At 55.0% G+C, this 21234-nt stretch carries 20 protein-coding genes; 9 read left to right on the top strand and 11 right to left on the bottom strand.

What is annotated here, in order from left to right:
- Positions 1–263: 263 nt before the first annotated feature.
- The 5 genes from astE to astC are packed head-to-tail and all read right to left on the bottom strand — an operon-like array spanning position 264 to position 6288.
- Positions 264–1229: a succinylglutamate desuccinylase gene (astE, locus tag OGV77_RS14245; RefSeq protein WP_087050653.1), complete on the bottom strand. Its 966-nt coding sequence runs from the start codon at positions 1227–1229 to the stop codon at positions 264–266.
- Positions 1222–2565, bottom strand: a complete 1344-nt coding sequence (astB, locus tag OGV77_RS14240; protein WP_087050654.1) for an N-succinylarginine dihydrolase — start codon at positions 2563–2565, stop codon at positions 1222–1224. The genes astE and astB overlap by 8 nt, the downstream gene beginning before the upstream one ends.
- Positions 2562–4040, bottom strand: coding sequence for a succinylglutamate-semialdehyde dehydrogenase (gene astD, locus OGV77_RS14235; RefSeq protein ID WP_087050655.1), 1479 nt, complete (start codon positions 4038–4040; stop codon positions 2562–2564). The genes astB and astD overlap by 4 nt, the downstream gene beginning before the upstream one ends.
- Positions 4037–5071, bottom strand: a complete 1035-nt coding sequence (astA, locus tag OGV77_RS14230; RefSeq protein WP_043016613.1) for an arginine N-succinyltransferase — start codon at positions 5069–5071, stop codon at positions 4037–4039. Before astA ends, astD begins: the two co-directional genes overlap by 4 nt.
- A complete protein-coding gene (astC, locus tag OGV77_RS14225; RefSeq protein ID WP_075146056.1) occupies positions 5068–6288 on the bottom strand; it encodes a succinylornithine/acetylornithine transaminase in 1221 nt (406 codons plus the stop codon). Before astC ends, astA begins: the two co-directional genes overlap by 4 nt.
- A gap of 444 nt (positions 6289–6732) precedes the next feature.
- Between astC and xthA the strand changes: the two genes are divergently transcribed.
- The 7 genes from xthA to OGV77_RS14190 all read left to right on the top strand — a co-directional run bounded on the left by xthA (position 6733) and on the right by OGV77_RS14190 (position 13862).
- Complete coding sequence (xthA, locus tag OGV77_RS14220) at positions 6733–7539, top strand: exodeoxyribonuclease III (protein WP_043016615.1); 807 nt, start codon at positions 6733–6735, stop codon at positions 7537–7539.
- Between the two features lie 223 nt (positions 7540–7762).
- Positions 7763–8428 carry a TVP38/TMEM64 family protein gene (locus tag OGV77_RS14215; RefSeq protein ID WP_170928009.1) on the top strand — a complete coding sequence of 222 codons (666 nt, stop codon included), beginning with the start codon at positions 7763–7765 and terminating at the stop codon, positions 8426–8428.
- A complete protein-coding gene (locus tag OGV77_RS14210) occupies positions 8416–9126 on the top strand; it encodes a TVP38/TMEM64 family protein (protein WP_075146054.1) in 711 nt (236 codons plus the stop codon). Before OGV77_RS14215 ends, OGV77_RS14210 begins: the two co-directional genes overlap by 13 nt.
- Positions 9127–9157: 31 nt before the next feature.
- Positions 9158–10327, top strand: coding sequence for an ABC transporter substrate-binding protein (locus tag OGV77_RS14205; protein ID WP_087050657.1), 1170 nt, complete (start codon positions 9158–9160; stop codon positions 10325–10327).
- On the top strand, positions 10300–11835 hold the full coding sequence (locus OGV77_RS14200) for an ABC transporter permease family protein (RefSeq protein WP_087050658.1): 1536 nt from the start codon (positions 10300–10302) through the stop codon (positions 11833–11835). The genes OGV77_RS14205 and OGV77_RS14200 overlap by 28 nt, the downstream gene beginning before the upstream one ends.
- Entirely contained in the window at positions 11835–12467 is a 633-nt protein-coding gene (locus OGV77_RS14195; RefSeq protein ID WP_080625076.1) for an ATP-binding cassette domain-containing protein, read from the top strand. The genes OGV77_RS14200 and OGV77_RS14195 overlap by 1 nt, the downstream gene beginning before the upstream one ends.
- A gap of 87 nt (positions 12468–12554) precedes the next feature.
- Positions 12555–13862: a sulfurtransferase gene (locus OGV77_RS14190; RefSeq protein ID WP_087050659.1), complete on the top strand. Its 1308-nt coding sequence runs from the start codon at positions 12555–12557 to the stop codon at positions 13860–13862.
- Between the two features lie 44 nt (positions 13863–13906).
- Here OGV77_RS14190 and OGV77_RS14185 read toward each other — a convergent pair whose 3' ends face one another.
- Together OGV77_RS14185 and OGV77_RS14180 are read right to left on the bottom strand one after the other, a co-directional pair.
- Positions 13907–14530, bottom strand: coding sequence for a CDP-alcohol phosphatidyltransferase family protein (locus OGV77_RS14185; RefSeq protein WP_087050660.1), 624 nt, complete (start codon positions 14528–14530; stop codon positions 13907–13909).
- Positions 14523–15092: a carboxymuconolactone decarboxylase family protein gene (locus OGV77_RS14180; RefSeq protein WP_087050661.1), complete on the bottom strand. Its 570-nt coding sequence runs from the start codon at positions 15090–15092 to the stop codon at positions 14523–14525. Before OGV77_RS14180 ends, OGV77_RS14185 begins: the two co-directional genes overlap by 8 nt.
- Before the next feature lie 79 nt (positions 15093–15171).
- Between OGV77_RS14180 and OGV77_RS14175 the strand changes: the two genes are divergently transcribed.
- Positions 15172–15585: a pyrimidine (deoxy)nucleoside triphosphate diphosphatase gene (locus OGV77_RS14175; RefSeq protein ID WP_047411768.1), complete on the top strand. Its 414-nt coding sequence runs from the start codon at positions 15172–15174 to the stop codon at positions 15583–15585.
- Here OGV77_RS14175 and OGV77_RS14170 read toward each other — a convergent pair.
- Entirely contained in the window at positions 15545–15820 is a 276-nt protein-coding gene (locus OGV77_RS14170; RefSeq protein ID WP_043016626.1) for a YnjH family protein, read from the bottom strand. The two genes, OGV77_RS14175 and OGV77_RS14170, sit on opposite strands and share 41 nt — an antisense overlap.
- 237 nt (positions 15821–16057) lie before the next feature.
- Between OGV77_RS14170 and gdhA the strand changes: the two genes are divergently transcribed.
- Positions 16058–17401: an NADP-specific glutamate dehydrogenase gene (gene gdhA, locus OGV77_RS14165; RefSeq protein WP_003832501.1), complete on the top strand. Its 1344-nt coding sequence runs from the start codon at positions 16058–16060 to the stop codon at positions 17399–17401.
- A gap of 49 nt (positions 17402–17450) precedes the next feature.
- On the opposite strand, the gene OGV77_RS14160 is transcribed toward gdhA, so the two are convergent.
- From OGV77_RS14160 to OGV77_RS14150, 3 genes are all read right to left on the bottom strand, one after another.
- Positions 17451–19397 carry a DNA topoisomerase III gene (locus tag OGV77_RS14160; RefSeq protein WP_087050662.1) on the bottom strand — a complete coding sequence of 649 codons (1947 nt, stop codon included), beginning with the start codon at positions 19395–19397 and terminating at the stop codon, positions 17451–17453.
- A 4-nt stretch (positions 19398–19401) separates the two neighbouring features.
- On the bottom strand, positions 19402–20445 hold the full coding sequence (selD, locus tag OGV77_RS14155; RefSeq protein WP_087050663.1) for a selenide, water dikinase SelD: 1044 nt from the start codon (positions 20443–20445) through the stop codon (positions 19402–19404).
- A gap of 116 nt (positions 20446–20561) precedes the next feature.
- A complete protein-coding gene (locus tag OGV77_RS14150; RefSeq protein WP_047411778.1) occupies positions 20562–21113 on the bottom strand; it encodes an NAD(P)H nitroreductase in 552 nt (183 codons plus the stop codon).
- Between the last annotated feature and the right edge of the window lie 121 nt (positions 21114–21234).

The raw sequence follows: 21234 nt of genomic DNA, 5'->3' as shown, positions 1-21234 counted from the left end.
CCGGCTTAAGCGTCAATTAATCAGAGCAACGGTAAAACAGTGAAAGTGTAAAAAACAAACTTTCATCAATTATGGAGAAAAAAAGAATTAATTGCGCAGAGTTGCAATGAAAAATTACAACAGGATGATTTTGAAGGGATTATGAAGAACTATACCTGAACCCTGATTATTAAGAAAGCAATTCACCAGGAATAATCTGTAATAAATAAAAACAGCACGCAAAATATGCCCTTAAGGATAAACCTGCAGGGCAAATATATTCGTCACAATTTTTCCAGCATCAATCCGGCACGTAAGCCACAGGCCACGTTAGGGTTCGGAAAGAGAACGTATTCAACATCATGGGTGACGATAAAACGTTCATCCCCGTCCTGCGCAAGCAAAGTTCCCTCTTTAAAAGGGGTAAAGTTGAGCGTCTGGTTATCCATATGGAGAATGAAATCATCACTACGCCGCGTAATTTGCGACACCACGCGGTAACGCAGCGGGGATGTTTCTCCGCAAGCCATTCGCTCGCCCCGCAGCAGCTTCGCCAGCGCATCTGACGTCTGCGAAAACTGGGCCAGATCGTTTTGTCCAAACGGTAGCGCTTTACCCAGCTCCAGCGTACAGGCCAGCGCGCCAAAATGTTCGGCGCTAAAATGGGTAAACGTGCCGCCAGGTTTCTGATGGAAAACCAGCGCCTCCAGCCCTGCATCACCCAGCCATCCCAGAAAATCTTCGTCCCAGGCAACGTTGCGTTGTGGCAACACGCCAAAGCGCAGATGCTGTGACCCGCGGATCGCGGTGTGCAGATCCAGATGCCAGCGTACTGGCTCTTTTGCCCGCGAATAGAAATCTTCCAGACACAGCTCAAGCTCGTGGGCGCGGTGCGTTTCTTCACTCGCGGCAAAAATCTGCCAACGACCGCCAAACATCCGGTTAAGGTCACTATGGCAATAACGTTTTCCCGCTGCCAGCGCCTGCGGGTTTCCCAGAATCACCAGCAGTCGCCATGTCAGTGCCAGCTCGCCGCTAAACAGCCTGGAAAGCAATGATTCGAGAATCTCTACCGGGGCCGTTTCATTGCCATGGATCCCCGCAGACAGCACCAGAGACTGTTCAACGGGTGCATTCGGCGTCAGTTCCAGAATCCCGCGCCCCACCCACTGCCAGGTAAAACCATGTGCTGTGCCCTGGATTTGCTCGGGGATTTTCCCGTTAAGCGTTTGGGTCAGAAAATTATCCATGACTGGTCCTCTCCTGCTGGAAAGGATACACAGAGCCGAGATTGAGCAATTGCGTCAGCGTATCCAGCGCTTCACGCCCCTCGCGCAACAGCTGCGGGTCGGCAAGATCCGCGGCGGTAAGACGATCGCGGTAGTAACGGTCAACCCAGTTATTCAACGTGTTAAACAGCGTGTCGTTCATAATAACCGCTGGGTTCACCACCTGCAGCTCTTGTGGGGTAAGCACCACTCTCAGGCGCAAACATGCCGGACCGCCGCCGTTGGACATACTTTCGCGCAGGTCGAATACCCGTAGGTCATCGATCGGATTGTCTTCCTCGAGCAGACGGTTCAAATACCGCCACACGCCCGCATGCTCCCGACATTCCTGCGGCAGGACCAGCATCATCGAACCGTCAACCCGGCTGAGTAACTGACTGTTAAACAGATAGGTAGTGACCGCATCCTGCACCGACACTTCCGCAGCCGGAACTTCCAGCGGAGTAAATCCAGCCACCTGGCTGCGTAACTGCTCTAACAACGCCTGCTGTCTGACAAATGCCTGTTGATGACAAAACAGCACCTGACGATTCGATACCGCAATCACATCGTTATGAAACACGCCAAGATCGATGACGTCCGGGTTTTGCTGGGCAAAAATGCGCTGATGCGGGTTAACCTGATTCAGTCGTGCGACCGCTTCGCTGGCCTCACGGGATTGCCTCGCCGGATAGCGCTTCGGCTGGGAGGCATTCCCTTCTTCACGACCGTAAACGAATAGCTGTACGCCAGGGTCACCGTAATCTCCACCGAGGCGGTTATGGTTTGCCGCCCCTTCATCACCGAAAAGCGCAACCTGAGGCAACGCGCCGTGGACCGCAAAGCTATTCTCATCACGGAAAATTGCCCGTAACAATGCTTCGGTAGTTGGCGCTTCCAGCGAACGGTGGAACTTATTATTCAGATTCGCCACTGTCAGATGTACTTTCCCGTCCAGCGAATCTGCCGAAGGGCAGACCGTTGCCGCGTTCGCCACCCACATAGGCGATGCGGAGCTGGCGCAGGAAAGCCAGTGAGGCGCCTGACGCGCCACCTTCTCCAGCACCTGTTCGTCACTGCCGTGAAACCCCAACTGACGCAATACCGGAATATAAGGCCGTTCGTGGGGAGGGATCACCGCCTGGGGAAATCCCGCATCCGCCAGCGCTTTCATCTTTAGCAGACCCTGTTTCGCCGCCAGACGCGGGTTCGACACCTGAAAACGATGTTTGGTTGAGGCCTCATTACCAAATGACAGCCCCGCATAATGGTGGGTCAGTCCCACCAGACCATCAAAATTTACCTCACGGGCTTTCATAGCTTATCCTCGCGAGAAAAATCCAGTCCGGGGCTAAGCGCCGTTGGCAGCGTTAAGGCAGGTGATTCCAGACTTGCCATCGGCCAGGCGCAATAATCTGCGGCATACCACGCGCTCGCGCGATGGTTCCCGGACGCGCCAACCCCGCCAAACGGCGCTGTGCTCGCCGCGCCAGTTAACGGCTTATTCCAGTTGACGATCCCAGCCCGCGCCTCCAGCAGCAATTGGTCAAACTGGCTGCGATCGGGTGACACCAGGCCGCATGACAGCCCAAAACGGGTGTTGTTCGCCATACGAATTGCATCATCAAAGCTGTCATAACGCCAGACGCCGAGCAGCGGACCAAAAACCTCTTCATCAGGTACGTTTCCTGCCCCGGTCAGTTCGATAATACCAGGGGCCAGCAGTGACGTTCCGGCTTTCACCAGACGTGGCGCCAGCAGCGTACGGCCACCCAACGACTCCAGGCGCTGCCAGGCATCATAGACGTGCTGCGCAGCCTGTTCGGAAATCAGTCCGCCAAGAAACGGCTGCGGTTGTGCATCCCAGTTGCCGGGCATTAAACGCTGGCTGACCTCCACCAGACGCGCCAGGAACGCATCCCCCTGCGCGCCTTTTTTAACTAACAGGCGGCGGGCGCAGGTACAACGCTGTCCGGCGGTAACAAACGCGGATTGAATCGTCAGATGCACCGCGGCATCAATATCTTGCGGATTCTCAATAATCAGCGGGTTGTTGCCCCCCATTTCCAGGGCAAGGATTTTTTCCGGCTGGCCGGATAGCTGTCGATGCAGTTGATAACCGGTATTGGCACTGCCGGTAAACAGCAGACCATCAAGATCTTCCTGCGCGCTCAGCGCCTGCCCCGTTTCGCGTCCGCCCTGCACCAGGTTCAGCACGCCAGGCGGCAATCCCGCCAGCTCCCACAGCTTTGTCACGGCTTCGCCGGTCCACGGCGTCAGCTCGCTGGGTTTGAAAATCAACGTATTGCCTGCCAGCAGTGCCGGAACAATATGACCATTGGGTAAATGGCCGGGGAAGTTATACGGGCCAAATACCGCCAGTACGCCGTGCGGGCGATGGCGCAACGTTGCCGCGCCATCCGGTAACTCGCTGTGCTGCTCTCCGGTACGGGCATGATAAGCTTTCACGGAGATAGCTATTTTATTGATCATCGCCGTCAATTCAGTCGCGGCTTCCCAATGAGGTTTACCGGTTTCCCGGGCGATAATCTGGGTCAGCTCGGCTTTATTGCTTTCCAGCAATGAAGCAAACTTTTCAACAATAGTCTGACGGGCGCTAAAGGGCTGTTTAGCCCAACCGGTAAAGGCTGCGCGCGCGGCCCGACACGCCTGTGCTACCTGAGTTGCATCGGCATCATTGCCCTGCCACAGCGCATCACCGCTTACCGGATTGGTTTTCACCCGACGCTCACCCTGCCCGGTCACCCAGTCGCCGTTTATCCATAATGTCATGCTGTTTTCTCCTCTGCACAAAGACGCACAAAACGTACATGGTCGCCCGCATGGCATTTCAGGGCGTCCAGTTGCGCCGCCGTCAGTACCAGACGCTGAGTATCCGGGTCGGCACGAACCAACATGACGCGGAAGTTTTGATAATTTTCATTGGCAACCAGACAAGCTGGATAATCGCCCGGCGCAGGCTGCCCTTCAGCCACCTCCACCAGTCGGCTTTTACGGATAGCCCGCACCCGGTCAATATCACATTCCAGGGTCGGCCCGCCGTCGAAAATATCGACATAGTTACGGTAGCGAAACCCTTCTTTCTCCAGCACTGCCCGAGCAGGAGCCGTTTGCGGATGTACCTGACCAATCACGCTTTGCGCTTCATCAGACAAGAAATGGGTATAAATCGGATGCTTAGGCATCAGTTCAGCAATGAATGCTTTTTGCCCGGTTCCGCAGAGAAAATCCGCCCGGCTAAACTCCATCGAGAAAAATCGTTTGCCGAGGCTTTGCCAGAACGGAGAGTAGCCATGCTCATCGATCACGCCGCGCATCTCGGCCACGACTTTCTCATTGAATCGATCGCGAAAGGCCGCCATAAACATAAAACGCGACTTCGACAGCAAATAACCGTTGCCCTCTTTACGCCAGTCCGGATCGAGAAACAGAGTGCAAAGTTCGCTACTGCCCGTATGATCGTTACTCAGAAACAGCGTCGGCAGCGCGTTGTATACGTTCAGCTCTTTCGACGCGTGCACCAGAGTACCGACCCGGTAGTTGTACCAGGGGTCGTTAAGCCCCACCGCCACCTCGATGGCGCAAATCCCCGCCACGGTTCCGCTGGCGCTGTCTTCCAGCACAAACACATATCCTTGCTCACTTTTTGGCAACTCACCGCGCCAGGTTTGTAGCGAACGTTCGATACGCGCCATTAGCGTAGCTTCATTCGCCGGTAGCGAAGTCAATCCGCCGCCGGTCTTACTGGCAAGCTGCATCAACGCAGTGATATCCGCGCGTTCAATGGGACGAATCACCATCATGATGAACCTCCTGCTTTAATGCGTTCGCAGGCCAGCGCAAAGCGATCCAGCCCGGTGGCGACTTCTTCTTCACTGACGTTTAACGCAGGGGCAAAACGCACCACGTTAGCACCAGCAATCAGTACCATCACCCCGGCAACGGCCGCTTCTTGCGAGATAAGTTTCGCTTTCCCGGCAAATTCCGCGTTCAGCACGCAGCCGATCAGCAGTCCGAGTCCACGAATTTCACTAAACAGTCCAAAAGGTTCGTTAATGGCGTTAATACGCTCCACAAACCAGTCGTGGCGCTGTTTCACTCCGTTGAGCACTTCCGGCGTGTTAACAATTTCCAGCAGTTTGCCCGCCACCGCCGTGGCCAGCGGGTTTCCGCCGTACGTTGTACCGTGCGTACCGACCGTCATCACGCTGGCACAATGCTCTGTCGCCAGCAGTGCGCCGATGGGAAAGCCACCGCCCAACGCTTTTGCTGTCGTCAGTAGATCCGGCGTAACGCCATAGTGCATATAGGCATACAGTTCTCCGGTACGGCCAACGCCGGTCTGAACTTCATCAAATATCAGCAGTGCATTATGGCGATCGCATAATTCACGCAGCCCCTGTAAAAAGGCATTCGTTGCCGGCACCACGCCGCCTTCACCCTGCACCGGCTCCACGATAACCGCGCAGGTGGTGTCATCAATCAGTTGGCTGGCAGAGTCGAGATCGTTGTATACGGCATGACGGATATCCGGCGGCAGCGGTGCGAAATCCTGTGAATAGGCAGGCTGTCCTCCGGCGCTGACGGTAAAGAGCGTGCGGCCATGGAAAGCATTTTTAAACGCTACAATGCCGCTCTTCTGGCTGCCAAAACGATCGTGAGCATATTTACGCGCCAGTTTTAGTGCCGCTTCATTGGCCTCTGCGCCAGAGTTACAGAAGAAAATGCGCTCGGCGAAGGTGGCGTCAATTAACTTTTTCGCCAGACGCAGCACCGGCTCGTTGGTGTAGCCATTTCCCGTATGCCAGAATTTGCTCGCCTGGTCGTTTAATGCATCGCGCAATGCCGGATGGGCGTGACCCAGCGCGTTAACCGCAATGCCTCCCGCGAAATCGATATACTCTTTGCCCTGCTGGTCCCACAGACGTGAACCTTCACCACGCACCGGAATAAAAGGGGCCGGAGCGTATACGGGCATCATCCATTCATCAAAATTTTCACGCGTAATTGACAGAGACATAGCGACCTCAACGGTAAATAAAAAGTTATCTGTATGTTAATAAATATAGTGTTTGCGGTGTAAATGTAGATTGCAGGGTTCGTGCCAGCCAGCGAAAAAAGTGCATAAACAGAGGTTGGTAACGGAATATCAACAGGTTACAACGTGGCGATATTCACTATATGTGCATATAAAGTGAATATGTTTGCGCATCCGGCGACTAAACAGAGGAAAAAACGCAGTTTTATTCAGTCGCCAAATATAATTCTGAAATTGTGATCGTATACGAAATTTATCGGAAATTATTGCCCTATTCCGACGCGCTTCGCGCCAAAACGGTGCAGTTTTTGCTCCATCGTTAACGCCATTAGCAATCATTGTTGGAATCAGGTGACAAGAAGCAGTCAGCCTGCGGAAATTCTGCTACCATCCTTGCACTATTCATCTTGCAAAGTGGCAGCGACTATGAAATTTGTCTCTTTTAATATCAACGGCCTGCGCGCCCGTCCCCATCAACTGGCAGCCATTGTCGAAAAACACCAACCGGATGTTATTGGCTTACAGGAGACAAAGGTCCACGACGATATGTTCCCTCTCGAAGAGGTAGCAAAGCTCGGTTACAACGTCTTTTATCATGGACAGAAAGGTCATTACGGCGTGGCGCTGTTAACGAAAGAAACGCCAATCGCGGTGCGTCGTGGCTTCCCGGGCGATGGCGAGGAAGCGCAGCGTCGTATCATCATGGCGGAAATTCCATCCCCGCTGGGCAGCATCACGGTGATCAACGGCTATTTCCCGCAGGGCGAAAGCCGTGACCATGAAACTAAATTCCCGGCCAAAGCCGCGTTTTATCAGAACCTACAAAACTATCTGGAGACAGAACTGAAACGCGACAATCCGGTGTTGATCATGGGCGATATGAATATCAGCCCTACCGACCTCGATATCGGCATCGGCGAAGAGAACCGTAAACGCTGGCTGCGGACCGGTAAATGTTCCTTCCTGCCGGAAGAGCGCGAGTGGATGGAGCGCCTGCTGGGCTGGGGTCTGGTAGATACCTATCGCCACGCTTATCCTGAAAAGAACGACCAGTTCTCGTGGTTTGATTACCGCTCAAAAGGCTTTGACGATAACCGTGGCCTGCGTATCGATCTTCTGCTGGCGAGCAACCCACTGGCGGAGCGCTGCGAAGAAACCGGCATCGACTATGAAATTCGCAGCATGGAAAAACCGTCCGATCATGCGCCTGTATGGGCTAAATTCCGCGTCTGACCTTCTGCGTCTTTTCACTCTCCGGGCCCGGCCTGGAGAGTCTGTTTATTCTGTGCAAAATCAATAAAGCGACGGTAATACATTGTTACGGCCGGGAATTTATTATATCTTCCCGCGCACTTTTCGCTGACGAAAATGCTGCATTGCACTCGGTTTTACAGGAGAACCCCCATGAAAAAGAAGTTCGCATAAAGCAGAATACCGGCTGCTGATTGTCGCGGTCCTGTTCTGCGTTCTGGCGGGAGTTTTCCATCATTATGGTCTGACCGACCTGATAACCAATTTCCATCATTTACGAGACGTCATCCGCCAAAGCGGTATGTTCGGCTATACGCTTTATATCCTGTTGTTTATTGTTGCTGCGCTGTGTCTGATCCCAGGCAGTATCCTGGTGATCGTCGGCGGGGTGCTATTTGGTCCCGTGACAGGAACGCTCATCTCGTTAGTGGCGGCAACCGTTGCCTCGGCGCTGTCGTTTTTGCTGGCTCGCTGGCTTGGTCGGGATCTACTGCAAAAATACGTTGGGCACACAGCGACGTTTCAGGCTATCGAAAAAGGCATTGCGCATAGCGGAGTAGACTTTCTGATCCTGACTCGGCTCGTGCCGCTGTTCCCCTATAACATTCAAAACTACGCTTATGGGCTGACGGCGATTCCGTTCTGGTCATTTACCGTGGTATCTGTGGTAACCACCTTGCCCGGCATCTTCATTTATACGCTGATGTCGCACGAACTGGCCAGCGAAGGGATTAGCTGGGCATTTATCGGTACGCTCAGCATTGCGGGGCTGGTGTTATTCGCCCTCGTTCAGGCCGCCAAAGCCTGGGCCAGGTATAAGCATATCGATCCATCGTCCCGTCATGAGTGCACGGGTAAATGTTCAAAATGAATACACCGCGGCTGACACGCTATTACCGGGTAAGCTTGCTTGCTCTGCTGCTGCTCGCGCTAATCGCATGGGCGTGGATACCAGGCGTGAGCGACTTTCTCCACGCCAGCCTGGCGGCGTTTGCTACGCTCGATCAGCATGCTGTTGAGAACTTCATTCGTTCTTACGGAACCCAGGCCGCGGTGGTGTCGTTCTTCCTGATGATCCTGCAGGCCATCGTCGCGCCCCTTCCTGCCTTTGTTATTACGTTTGCCAATGCCTCACTGTTTGGCGCATTTTGGGGCGGCGTACTGTCCTGGAGCAGCGCGATGGTGGGTGCGGCGCTGTGCTTTTTTATTGCCCGCGTTTTAGGTCGCGGCGCGGTGGAGAAACTGACCGGAAAAACGGTGCTAAACAGCATGGACGCTTTTTTCGAGCGCTATGGCAAGCACACAATTCTGATCTGTCGCCTGTTACCTTTTGTGCCCTTCGACCCGGTAAGTTATGCAGCAGGCCTGACCTCGATTCGCTTTCGCCATTTTTTCATCGCCACCGGCATCGGACAATTACCTGCCACTATCGTCTATTCGTGGGCGGGTAGCCTGTTAACCGGCGGCACATTTTGGTTTGTTACCGGCCTGTTCATTCTGTTCGCCCTGAGCGTAGTGATATCCGTGGCGAGAAGCCTTTATCTTGAGCATCAACGGAAAAAAACCTGAGACTTCCCCCATTTTTAGCAATGGAGATATTATGCGTTACTGCTTATTGTGCCTGAGTTTGTTGCTCTGCCCGCTGGCGACGTTTGCCCAGGACGCCAACTGGCAGCAAATCAAAAAAGATGCCCGCGGTCAGACGGTGTGGTTCAACGCCTGGGGTGGCGACAATGCAGTTAATCAGTATCTCGACTGGGTTAGCGGTGAGATGAAAACGCACTACGCCATTAACCTAAAAATCGTGCGCCTGGCGGATGCTGCCGACGCCGTAAAACGCATTCAGACGGAAGCGACATCCGGGCGAAAAACCGGTGGCTCTGTAGATTTACTGTGGGTTAACGGCGAAAACTTCCGTACGCTGAAAGAAGCCGGACTGCTGCAAACTCAGTGGGCGCAAACGCTGCCTAACTGGCGCTATGTTGATACCCAAAAACCGGTGACGGAAGATTTCTCCGTTCCAACGGAGGGGGCTGAATCACCGTGGGGCGGCGCCCAGCTAACCTTTATTGCCAGGCGCGATCTCACCGCGCAGCCGCCGCAATCCCCGCAGGCGCTTCTGGAGTTCGCGCAGGCGCACCCCGGTACCGTGACCTATCCGCGCCCGCCAGATTTTACCGGAACAGCGTTTCTTGAGCAGTTGTTACTATCGCTCACCACCAAACCGCAAGCGTTGAAAATCGCTCCTGATGCAACCACCTTCGCCGACGTTACTGCCCCGTTATGGTACTATCTTGATGCGTTGCATCCTGCACTCTGGCGCGAAGGCAAAGACTTTCCGCCCACGCCTGCGCGAATGGATGCGCTGCTTAATAGTGGCGTTCTGCGTTTATCAATAACCTTTAACCCTGCCCACGCACAGCAAAAAGTGGCCAGCGGCGAATTGCCCAAAAGCAGCTATAGTTTTGGTTTCTCACAGGGCATGCTCGGCAACGTGCATTTTGTCACCATTCCGGCGAATGCGCGCGCCAGCGCCGGAGCGAAAGTCGTGGCAAACTACCTGCTTTCGCCCGAAGCGCAACTGCGCAAAGCCGACCCGACTGTCTGGGGAGATCCTTCGGTGCTTGATCCACAAAAATTACCTGTCGAACAGCGTAATGCGTTGCTGGCGCGGATCCCGCAAGGACTCCCTGCCGTACTGCCAGAACCGCATGCAGCCTGGGTAAACGCTCTGGAACAAGAATGGCTACGCCGCTACGGTACGCATTAATACTGCTACTCTGGGCCATTATGGCGGCAGTTTATCTGCCGCTGGCGCCAGCGGCATTGTCGCTGATAGCACCGGCGCTTAGCACCGCACACTGGCTGGCGTTAGTCACCGATCCTCAATTCCCGCAGGCGTTACTGGCAACGCTGGTTTCCGTAATCCTCGCGGCTGGCGGCGCGCTGCTCATCGCTCTGCTGGCAATCCTCGCCCTGTGGCCCGGCGCTGGCTGGGTACGTCTGTATACGCGTCTTCCCTGGCTGCTGGCAATTCCGCACGTTGCCTTTGCCACCAGCGTGCTGTTAGTTTTTGCCGAAGGCGGCCTGCTCTGGCAATGGCTTGCGTTTTTCAGCCCCCAGCCGGATCGCTACGGCATTGGACTTGGCGTGACGCTGGCCGTGAAAGAGAGCGCCTTTTTGTTATGGATCCTCTCGGCCCTGCTAAGTGAAAAACAACTTTCGCAGCAGGTTATCGTGCTGGATTCGCTGGGTTACAGCCGACTGCAATGCCTGAAGTGGCTGGTTCTGCCCGCTATCGCCCCGGCGTTGGGCAAAGCTATGCTGGCGATTGTCGCCTGGTCACTCTCCGTTGTGGATGTGGCAATCGTTCTTGGCCCAGGCAATCCGCCAACGCTTGCCGTATTGAGCTGGCAATGGCTCAGTCAGGGCGATGTCGAACAGCAGGCTAAAGGTGCGCTCGCCAGCCTGCTGCTGGTGTTGTTGCTCCTTATTATCGCGCTGGTGGGTTATCTGTTCTGGCGCATCTGGCGACGCACTATTCCGGCAGTCAACGGTGAACGCCTGCGTTTTCCATCCGCTACGACTGCACGCCCGCTGGTACAGCTTTTACCCGTGAGCGGTGTGGTATGTGCGCTGGTGCTGGCCCTTCTCGCCAACTATTCCTCGCTAAACAGCGAGGCGCTCAGCAACAGCCTGCAACTGGGACTCCTTTCCAGCGTGCTGGCGCTGCTGATACTGTTTGCCTGGCTGGAATGGGGTCCACAAACCGGACACCGCTGGGTCTGGCTACCGCTCATTTTGCCTGCGCTGCCGCTGGTGACCGGACAGTACCTGTTGGCATTATATGGCGGACAGGATGGGTTGATGACGACCATTATCTGGGGCCACCTGCTGTGGGTGATGCCATGGATGCTGTTTGTTCTCAAACCGGCGTGGCAACGTATTGATCCGCGATTGATTTTGATTGCACAAACGCTGGGCTGGACGCGGGGGCGGATATTCTGGCAGGTGAAATGCCCACTGCTAGTGCGCCCGGCGCTGATTGCCTTCGCGGTTGGATTCTCTGTCAGTATTGCCCAGTATATGCCGACGCTGTGGTTAGGTGCCGGACGCTATCCGACGCTGACCACCGAAGCGGTGGCATTAAGCAGCGGTGGTAGCACCGCGATTCTGGCTACCCAGGCATTATGGCAGCTTCTGTTACCACTGTTAGTTTTCGCACTCACGGCGTTTCTCGCTGCGTGGATTGGCCGCTTTCGACAAGGACTCCGCTAATGCTTACCGTACGAGACGTTTCGTTGTACCAGGGCGCGACAGCGCTGGTGAAGGACGTTAATTTTCAGGCAAATAAAAGTGACATTGTCACTATTATGGGGCCTTCCGGCAGCGGAAAGTCTTCGCTATTTTCGTGGATGATCGGAGCGCTGTCTCCTCAGTTTCAGGCGTCAGGCGAACTGTGGCTCAACGAACGACGCATTGACACCCTGCCTACCGCGCAGCGCCAGATTGGCATCCTGTTCCAGGATGCGCTGCTGTTTGACCATTTCAGCGTTGGGCAGAATTTACTGCTGGCCTTACCCGCCAGTCTGCAAGGTCCCGCCAGGCGTCATGAGGTAGAAAGCGCCCTCGCGCGCGCGGACCTGGCAGGATTTTATTCACGCGATCCGGCTTCGCTCTCCGGTGGGCAGCGTTCGCGGGTCGCCCTGCTTCGCGCGCTGCTGGCGCAGCCTCAGGCGCTGTTACTCGATGAACCCTTTAGCAGGCTGGATGCGTCACTGCGCGATACCTTTCGCCAGTGGGTCTTCACTGAAGTCCGTAAGCTGGGTATACCGGTGGTCCAGGTTACCCATGACGCGCAGGACGTTCCGCCCGCAGGCCGTGTATTACAGATGGAAAGCTGGGCGTGAATGTAGCGATATGCTGCGTTAACGCAAGGTTTTTACTTCACTGGCGGCACAGAATGTCGTCCTCTTTTTTCAACGTCGGGCTATTCGATGAAACGTGTTTCTCAAATGACCGCGCTGGCACTGGCTTTAGGGCTCGCTTGCGCTTCATCCTGGGCTGCTGAAACAGCACAAACGCTCACCCTCAACCAGTTACAGCAAAAGCAAGGCGCGGCGATCGATACCCGTCAGAGCGCTTTTTACAACGGCTGGCCGCAGTCGCTCAATGGTCCTTCAGGACACGAACCTTCCGCGCTGAACCTGTCTGCCGCCTGGCTCGACACGATGAATGATGCACAACTCAGCGCCTGGGTTAAGTCACATCAGCTGAAAACCGACGCGCCGGTGGCGCTGTATGGCAGCGATAGCGACATGCAGGCCGTCAAATCTCGCCTGCAGAAAGTCGGCTTTAGCCATATCTCAACCCTCAGCGATGCGCTTACGGACCCTGCCCGTCTGCAACGTCTGCCGCACTTCGAACAACTGGTTTACCCGCAGTGGCTGCACGACCTGCAGCAGGGTAAAGACGTGACTGCTAAACCGACCGGTGACTGGAAAGTGATTGAAGCCGCCTGGGGCGCGCCGAAGTTGTATCTGCTGAGCCATATCCCCGGTGCGGGCTATATTGATACCAACGAAGTCGAAAGCGAACCACTGTGGAATAAAGTTTCCGACGAGCAGCTCAAAGCGATGCTGGCGAAACACGGTGTTCGCCACGACACTACGGTGATTTTATATGGCCGCGATGTTTATGCCGCCGCGCGCGTGGCGCAAATTATGCTGTATGCAGGCGTGAAAGATGTTCGTCTGCTCGACGGCGGCTGGCAAACCTGGTCCGACTCAGGTTTACCGGTCAAACGTGGTACTCCGCCGACGGTGAAGCCAGAACCTGATTTCGGCGTAAAAATTCCTGCCCAGCCGCAGTTGATGCTGAATATGGAACAGGCTCGCGGCCTGCTGCATCGCCAGGATGCGTCGTTGGTGAGCATTCGTTCATGGCCGGAGTTTATCGGTACTACCAGCGGCTATAGCTACATCAAGCCAAAAGGTGAGATCGCAGGCGCACGCTGGGGCCACGCAGGCAGCGATTCCACGCATATGGAAGATTTCCATAATCCGGATGGCACCATGCGCAGCGCGGATGACATCGCCGCCATGTGGAAACAGTGGAATATCACGCCAGACCAGCAGGTTTCTTTCTACTGCGGCACCGGCTGGCGTGCTTCAGAAACGTTTATGTATGCCCGCGCGATGGGCTGGAAAAACGTCTCTGTTTACGACGGCGGCTGGTATGAGTGGAGCAGCAATCCGAAAAACCCGGTTGCCCGCGGTGAACGGGGTCCGGACGCCAGCAAGTAAAATGGTCACGATTGCCGGATAAGCGCATCCGGCAACGCAATACATTACGCCTGACGCTGAACCGCTTTCAGCGTCAGATATCCGCTCCAGATCCGGGTGAACGTCGTCATCCAGCACAGCGCGCCAAAGACCCACGCCATCACAGCGAAATATTCCGGGAACAGACATCCCAACACAAACAGCAAAATCGTCTCGGTTCCTTCGGTCAGCCCACCCAGATAATAAAACGATTTATGCGCGTAGCCAGGGTTATCTATCTGATGCTTAGCCGCCAGCGCGGCGAAGGCGAGAAAGCTGCTGCCGGTGCCAATAAACGCGAACAGCAGCCAGCCGCCTGCCAGCGCATTTTGCGCCGGTGCGGCAAGAATAAAACCAAACGGCACTAAAGCGTAAAACAGAAAATCAAGCGAGATATCGAGAAATCCTCCCGCATCGGTAAGCCCTCTACGCCGAGCCAGCGCCCCATCCAGCCCATCAAACAGCCGATTGAGCACAATGGCCACCAGCGCCGCCAGATACCAGCCTAGCGCCAGAAATGGCAACGCCAGCACACCAATGGCAAAACCGACAAGCGTAAGTCCGTCCGGAGTAATCGCGGGTTTATCAATGACCCCCACGCAGCGATGCAAAAGCGGTTTTAATCGCGGGTGAAGATGACGGTCAAGCATGCGGGCGTCCTTTATAACTGTCGCACAGTCCCTGGGAGGGGATATCGAGTGCGGCATTAAAACGCGCCGAGAGATTTTGAAACGCAATCAGCGCGGTCATTTCAGTAATGGCGGTATCGGTAAAATACTGCTTCATCTGCGCTTTCAGCGCATCGTCAACCTGTGGAGGCGTTGCGGTCACCGCATCCGCATAGGCCAGCGCTACGCGCTCTTCTGCACTGAACAGCGTCGATTCTTGCCAGTTGGCAACCTGCAAGACTTTATCCAGCGCGCCGCAGCGTTCAGCCAGCCGTAAACTGTTGGCATCAACGCAGAAAGCGCAGTGGCACACCTGAGATACGCGGGTCATTAGCAATGCGCGCATCACCGGGGTTAAGCGCGCCTTTTTACGCTCCAGAAATCCAACAAACAGCGCTACCAGCCAGAACAGAAATGGCATCCGCCCCCACCAGCGCGTGGGATGCAGCACATCGCCATAATGCTTTTTCTGCGTCGCAACGAGCGGGTTTAAACTGAAAGGGATACGCGTTAACGGTTTTACCCACGACTGAGGATCGTTCAACTGTTGCTCCTGAATACTTTAGATAAAACGAAGATAACGATAGTATGTCACTTTCTGCCGTTAGATCTTGATGAATATAATGAAAACCCTCGACGTGGTCGCCGCTATCATAGAACGTGATGGCAAAATTTTACTGGCTCAACGTCCGCAGCATGCGGATCAGTCAGGTATGTGGGAGTTTGCCGGCGGTAAGGTTGAGTCTGGCGAAAGTCAGCCTGAGGCGCTGGTCCGTGAACTGCGTGAAGAGTTGGGCATCGAGGCGGTCGTTGGGCGCTACATTGCCAGCCATCAACGCGAGGTTTCAGGCCGACTGATTCACTTACATGCCTGGCATGTGCCGTCATATCAGGGAGAACTGAAGGCGTATGAGCATCAGGATATCGTCTGGTGTTCGCCCGAAGAGGCGCTGCGTTATCCGCTGGCGCCTGCCGATATCCCGTTGTTAAAAGCGTTTATCCTTTTACGCGCCGCCAGACCAGCGGATTCGTGCTGATCGTTTTATCATCACGCTGGCACTGCAACAGAACGCCATCCGCCTTAATCACCGCCCCTTCTGAGTAGTTTTGATCCTGATAAATACAGCACTGACTACAGGGTTGCGCCCGCTGACCGCTGGAACTGAATACTTCCGGCGGCACATTCACCTGCACGTCCGGGCGATAAAGCTGATTTGCCAGCGTCGCGCTGGACATTATTGCCAACGCTCCTGCCACGATTAAACGGCGCATATTCTTTCCTTTTTGACTGACAGTTATGCTCAGTATAACGGTATAAATCGGCAGAAACTTTAGCCCCTTCCGTCATCGTTTTTGGTTATGACCCGCGGCGCAATATTAATTTACTTAGCGGGGTTAATTTTTTCTTGCGTCCCGTCACACTGCTGATGTTATAGTCAAAAACTGCAAAACACTTAACACAAAAATCAAAAATATAACCATATCAATACATAAGAGGTTCTTATATCTATGGATCAGACATGTTCTCTGGAGTCATTCCTTAACCATGTGCAAAAGCGCGACCCGAATCAGACCGAGTTCGCGCAAGCCGTTCGTGAGGTAATGACGACACTGTGGCCCTTCCTCGAACAAAACCCACGTTATCGTCAGATGTCATTGCTGGAACGTCTGGTTGAACCGGAGCGCGTGATCCAGTTCCGCGTAGTCTGGCTGGACGATCGCAATCAGGTACAGGTTAACCGCGCGTGGCGTGTGCAGTTCAGCTCCGCCATTGGCCCGTACAAAGGCGGTATGCGTTTTCACCCTTCCGTGAATCTGTCGATCCTGAAATTCCTTGGCTTCGAGCAGACGTTTAAGAACGCCCTCACCACGTTACCAATGGGCGGTGGTAAAGGCGGGAGCGATTTCGATCCGAAAGGAAAAAGCGAAGGCGAAATCATGCGCTTCTGCCAGGCGCTGATGACCGAACTGTTCCGCCATTTAGGCCCCGATACCGACGTTCCGGCGGGCGATATCGGGGTGGGCGGTCGTGAAGTCGGCTTTATGGCCGGGATGATGAAAAAACTGTCCAACAACAGCGCCTGCGTCTTTACCGGTAAAGGTCTCTCTTTTGGCGGCAGCCTGATTCGCCCGGAAGCCACCGGCTACGGCCTGGTGTACTTTACCGAAGCAATGCTGAAACGCCATGGTCTGGGCTTTGAAGGCATGCGCGTAGCGGTCTCTGGTTCCGGTAACGTGGCGCAATTCGCCATTGAAAAAGCTATGGAGTTTGGCGCCCGCGTCGTTACCGCCTCCGATTCCAGCGGTACCGTGGTTGACGAAAGCGGCTTTACCAAAGAAAAACTGGCGCGTCTGTGCGCGATCAAAGACAGCCGTGACGGTCGCGTGGCGGATTACGCTCGTGAGTTTGGCCTGACCTATCTGGAAGGCAAACAGCCGTGGTCGGTTCCGGTTGATATCGCCCTGCCGTGCGCCACTCAGAACGAACTGGATGTCGATGCGGCGCGCGTGCTGATCGCCAACGGTGTGAAAGCTGTCGCCGAAGGGGCCAACATGCCGACCACCATCGAAGCCACCGACCTGTTCCTCGAAGCGGGCGTCCTGTTCGCACCGGGTAAAGCAGCCAACGCCGGTGGCGTAGCGACATCTGGTCTGGAAATGGCGCAAAACGCCGCTCGTCTGGGCTGGAAGGCGGAGAAAGTGGATGCGCGTCTGCATCACATCATGCTGGATATTCACCATGCCTGCGTCGAGTATGGCGGCGAAAGCAAGCAAACCAACTACGTACGTGGCGCCAACATCGCGGGATTCGTGAAAGTTGCCGACGCGATGTTGGGCCAGGGTGTGATTTAATTCATCCCGTACGCCGGATGCGGCACACGTGCCTTATCCGGCCTGCAAACTACACGCCCGCCTCTTCAGATGGCGGGCTTTTTTTCGCCGTACGTTTACGCGGCGCGCTCTTTTTCTTATCGCCACCACTACCGCCCGGAGCGGCAATGCCACGGAAGCGTCGTACCGGCGTGCTGCGCGCCTGATCGATAAGCTGATACAGCGTTCCCACCAACGGCTGCATGAAGTCCTGATAACGACACTGCTTTTCACTGATTTGGGTCAGGATAGATTCCCAGTGCGCGGTCATGTCCGGACGCGTCGCCATTTCAGGCAGCGAGTGAAACAGCGCTTTTCCCGCGTCGGTAGAATGGATATAACGCCCTTTTTTTACCAGGAATCCGCGTTTAAACAGCAGCTCGATAATCCCGGCGCGCGTCGCTTCCGTTCCTAATCCATCCGTGGCACGCAGGATCTTTTTCAGATCTTTATCCTGCACAAAGCGCGCAATCCCGGTCATCGCTGACAGCAGCGTGGCATCAGTAAAGTGCCGCGGGGGCTGGGTCTGACGTTCAACCACTTCGCCTTTTTCGCACAGCAGCTCATCGTCTTTTGCCACCACCGGCAGCGGCGTCCCGTCGTTATCTTCATCGAGCTCTTTGTTGCCAAGCAGCGTGCGCCATCCGGCCTCCGCCAGAAAACGCGCTTTGGCGACAAACTTTCCTTTGGCGATATCCAACTCAATAACGCACTTCCTGAAGACCGCGTCCGCACAGAACTGCATCAGATACTGACGGGCAATCAGGTTGTAAATTTTCGCTTCGTTATCGTTCAGGTTGATGGACGAACTGCGTGCGGTAGGAATGATGGCGTGGTGCGCATCCACTTTTTTATCGTCCCAGCAGCGGTTTCGCGTATCAGGATTGATCGCTGGTTGCGGGAGCAAATCGGGGGCATGAACGCTAATCGCGTTCAACACCGCGTGACGTCCGGCAAAGTGTTCTTCCGGCAGATAACGGCTATCCGAACGCGGATAGGTAATCAGCTTATGGGTTTCATACAGCTTCTGGCAGATATCCAGAACGTTTTGCGCACTTAAGCCAAAGCGTTTCGCCGCTTCAATCTGCAACGCCGAAAGCGAAAACGGCAGCGGCGCAGATTCTGATTCCCGTTTATCGTTATAACTGGTGACTATCGCCGGCTGGCCGTTAATGCGGTTTACCACGTGTTCAGCCAGGGTACGATTCAGCAAGCGCCCTTCTTCATCCTGATACGGCTCACACGCTTCGCTCGGCTGCCAGATAGCAGTAAATCGCTCATCGGCAGGCGTCACGATATGTGCTTTTACCTCGAAGAAATCTTTGGCGACGAAGTTTTCAATCTCTTCATCGCGACGCACAACCAGGCCGAGCACCGGCGTTTGTACGCGCCCGACCGAAAGTACGCCCTGATAGCCCGCGTTACGCCCAAGAATGGTGTAAGCACGCGTCATATTGATACCGTACAGCCAGTCCGCCCGCGCCCGCGCCAGTGCCGACACGCACAGCGGAATGAACTCACTGTTGGCGCGCAGGCGCTCAATAGCCCGCTCGACGGCCTGCGGGTTGAGGTCGTTAATCAGGCAGCGTTGCACCTGCTGGCGCTTTTCAGGGGCCAGTTGCAGGTAATCAAGTACCTCATCCACCAGCAGTTGTCCTTCACGGTCGGGGTCACCTGCGTGAATGACTTCGCTGGCCTCATGTAAAAAGCGCTTAATGACATTGAGCTGTTTGGTCACCGAGGGACGCGGCTGCAGTTGCCACTTTTCCGGGACAATCGGCAGATCGACCAGACTCCAGCGAGCATAGCGACTGTCGTAGGCATCTGGCTGCGCCTGCTCAAGCAGGTGACCAATGCACCAGGTCACCACTTGTCCGTTTCCGCATTCAATAAAACCGTCACCTTTGCGATGCGGCTTCGGCAGCACATCGGCGATAGCGCGCGCCAGACTCGGTTTTTCGGCAATAAACAACCGCATCGAGTTAACGGATCTCAACCATGGCGCGACCGCCACGAGCTTCCACTAACTCACCAATCGCGGTGAGGTCGATGCCAAACTGCGCTGCCGTCGCTTTCACTTCGGCTTCAGCTTCCGGCGTTACCGCCAGCAGCAGACCACCAGAAGTTTGCGGATCGCAGAGCAGATCGCGTACCGACTGCGGCATTTCACCCATCAGGTGTCCGTAGCTGGCAAAGTTACGCTGGGTTCCGCCCGGCACCGCGCCCTGCGCGATGTATTCTTCAACGCCAGGAAGCTTAGGAATATCCTGGTAGACGATCCGCGCCTGAACGCCCGCGCCCTGACACATCTCGCTCAGATGTCCCAGCAGACCAAAACCGGTAACGTCGGTCATGGCTTTCACGCCGTCGATATCGGCGAATGCCGCCCCTGCAATGTTCATCCGGCACATCACTTCCGTCGCCAGTCCTTTGTGTTCGTCTTTCAGCAGCGATTTTTTCTCTGCGGTAGTCAGGACGCCAATACCCAGCGGCTTGGTCAGGAACAACTTACATCCGGCCTCGGCGGTGCTGTTTTTCTTCACGCGTTCGGTCGGCACAATGCCGGTTACCGCAAGGCCAAAGATAGGTTCTGGGGCATCGATAGAGTGGCCGCCCGCCAGCGCAATACCCGCCTGACGGCAGGCAAAGCGTCCGCCTTCGGTAACTTCGCGAGCGATTTCCGGCGCCAGCTTATCCAGCGGCCAGCCCAGAATAGCAATTGCCATAATCGGTTTGCCGCCCATTGCGAAAATATCGCTGATGGCGTTAGTCGCAGCGATGCGGCCAAAATCAAACGGATTATCGACAATCGGCATAAAGAAATCGGTGGTGCTGATAACGCTGGTGCCGTTCCCCAGATCGTATACGGCCGCGTCGTCTCGGGTTTCATTACCCACCAGTAAGTTCGGATCAACAAACTTCGCCTGCTCGCTGTGCAGAATGGTTTCCAGCACTTTTGGGGAAATTTTACAACCGCAACCGGCTCCGTGGCTGTATTGCGTTAAACGAATAGCTTGCTCGCTCATGGACATCTCCTGTCATTGCAATCCGGATATGGTAGCGCTCATTCCATGATGTGGTAAGAGTGACTGTCTGAATTCGGGTGTCTTTGCTCATAATCCAGACAGTTTTGCCGTTGATATCAGAAATAACGGACGAATGCGCTCGGATCGGCAAGGTTAACCGTCGTGGACGCTTTGAGCTGTGGTGTGCCCAGATAGAGAAAACCAACGATTTTATCCTGCGGGCGACAGTCAAACGCGTCACGAACGACCGCACTTTCGGTTAATGCGCCGCTGCGCCATATACCACCAAAGCCCTGCGCAATTGCAGCCATCTGCATGGCCATCACCGCACAACCGGCAGACATTTCCTGTTCCCATAACGGAACTTTGTCGTTTTCTTCACATTTCGCCACCACGGTAATAATCAGCGGCGCGCGAAACGGTGCGCTGCGCGCTTTTTCCTGGGCTTTCTCATCGCTGCCTGCGGCAATCGCGCCTTTTTCCAGTACATCACTAAAGCGTTCGCGTCCCTCGCCCTCAATAACAAAGAACTGCCACGGTTGCAGCGTTTTGTGGTCCGGCGCGCGCATTCCCGCCCGTAGAATATTTTGCAGTTGCTCTCCAGCCGGGGCCGGATCGACGAGACGAGAGGCGCTACGACGGGTCATAAGTAATTCGAGTGCATCCATTTGCTTAACTCCAACAATGAGATTTGTTCACAAAATTAACACGTGAGCGGATTTTGTTACAGCACAGGCGGTGATTCCTGCTGACAAGTGCCTGTCGGGTCATTACGATAGCCTCATCTTA

Source organism: Citrobacter sp. Ce129, assembly GCF_030334545.1.
Classification (GTDB): Bacteria; Pseudomonadota; Gammaproteobacteria; order Enterobacterales; family Enterobacteriaceae; genus Citrobacter; species Citrobacter europaeus.
Note: the sequence above shows the minus strand (reverse complement) of the source record. Positions and strands in the feature narration are given on the sequence as shown.

Bases quoted from the DNA above. Each gene is read 5' to 3' on its own strand.
- OGV77_RS14160 (WP_087050662.1), bottom strand. From the start codon at position 19,397: ATGCGGTTGTTTATTGCCGAAAAACCGAGTCTGGCGCGCGCTATCGCC.
- gdhA (WP_003832501.1), top strand. From the start codon at position 16,058: ATGGATCAGACATGTTCTCTGGAGTCATTCCTTAACCATGTGCAAAAG.
- OGV77_RS14190 (WP_087050659.1), top strand. From the start codon at position 12,555: ATGAAACGTGTTTCTCAAATGACCGCGCTGGCACTGGCTTTAGGGCTC.
- astD (WP_087050655.1), bottom strand. From the start codon at position 4,040: ATGACATTATGGATAAACGGCGACTGGGTGACCGGGCAGGGTGAGCGT.
- OGV77_RS14205 (WP_087050657.1), top strand. From the start codon at position 9,158: ATGCGTTACTGCTTATTGTGCCTGAGTTTGTTGCTCTGCCCGCTGGCG.
- OGV77_RS14175 (WP_047411768.1), top strand. From the start codon at position 15,172: ATGAAAACCCTCGACGTGGTCGCCGCTATCATAGAACGTGATGGCAAA.
- astB (WP_087050654.1), bottom strand. From the start codon at position 2,565: ATGAAAGCCCGTGAGGTAAATTTTGATGGTCTGGTGGGACTGACCCAC.
- OGV77_RS14200 (WP_087050658.1), top strand. From the start codon at position 10,300: ATGGCTACGCCGCTACGGTACGCATTAATACTGCTACTCTGGGCCATT.
- xthA (WP_043016615.1), top strand. From the start codon at position 6,733: ATGAAATTTGTCTCTTTTAATATCAACGGCCTGCGCGCCCGTCCCCAT.
- OGV77_RS14170 (WP_043016626.1), bottom strand. From the start codon at position 15,820: ATGCGCCGTTTAATCGTGGCAGGAGCGTTGGCAATAATGTCCAGCGCG.
- astE (WP_087050653.1), bottom strand. From the start codon at position 1,229: ATGGATAATTTTCTGACCCAAACGCTTAACGGGAAAATCCCCGAGCAA.
- astC (WP_075146056.1), bottom strand. From the start codon at position 6,288: ATGTCTCTGTCAATTACGCGTGAAAATTTTGATGAATGGATGATGCCC.
- OGV77_RS14185 (WP_087050660.1), bottom strand. From the start codon at position 14,530: ATGCTTGACCGTCATCTTCACCCGCGATTAAAACCGCTTTTGCATCGC.
- selD (WP_087050663.1), bottom strand. From the start codon at position 20,445: ATGAGCGAGCAAGCTATTCGTTTAACGCAATACAGCCACGGAGCCGGT.
- astA (WP_043016613.1), bottom strand. From the start codon at position 5,071: ATGATGGTGATTCGTCCCATTGAACGCGCGGATATCACTGCGTTGATG.
- OGV77_RS14195 (WP_080625076.1), top strand. From the start codon at position 11,835: ATGCTTACCGTACGAGACGTTTCGTTGTACCAGGGCGCGACAGCGCTG.
- OGV77_RS14150 (WP_047411778.1), bottom strand. From the start codon at position 21,113: ATGGATGCACTCGAATTACTTATGACCCGTCGTAGCGCCTCTCGTCTC.
- OGV77_RS14210 (WP_075146054.1), top strand. From the start codon at position 8,416: ATGTTCAAAATGAATACACCGCGGCTGACACGCTATTACCGGGTAAGC.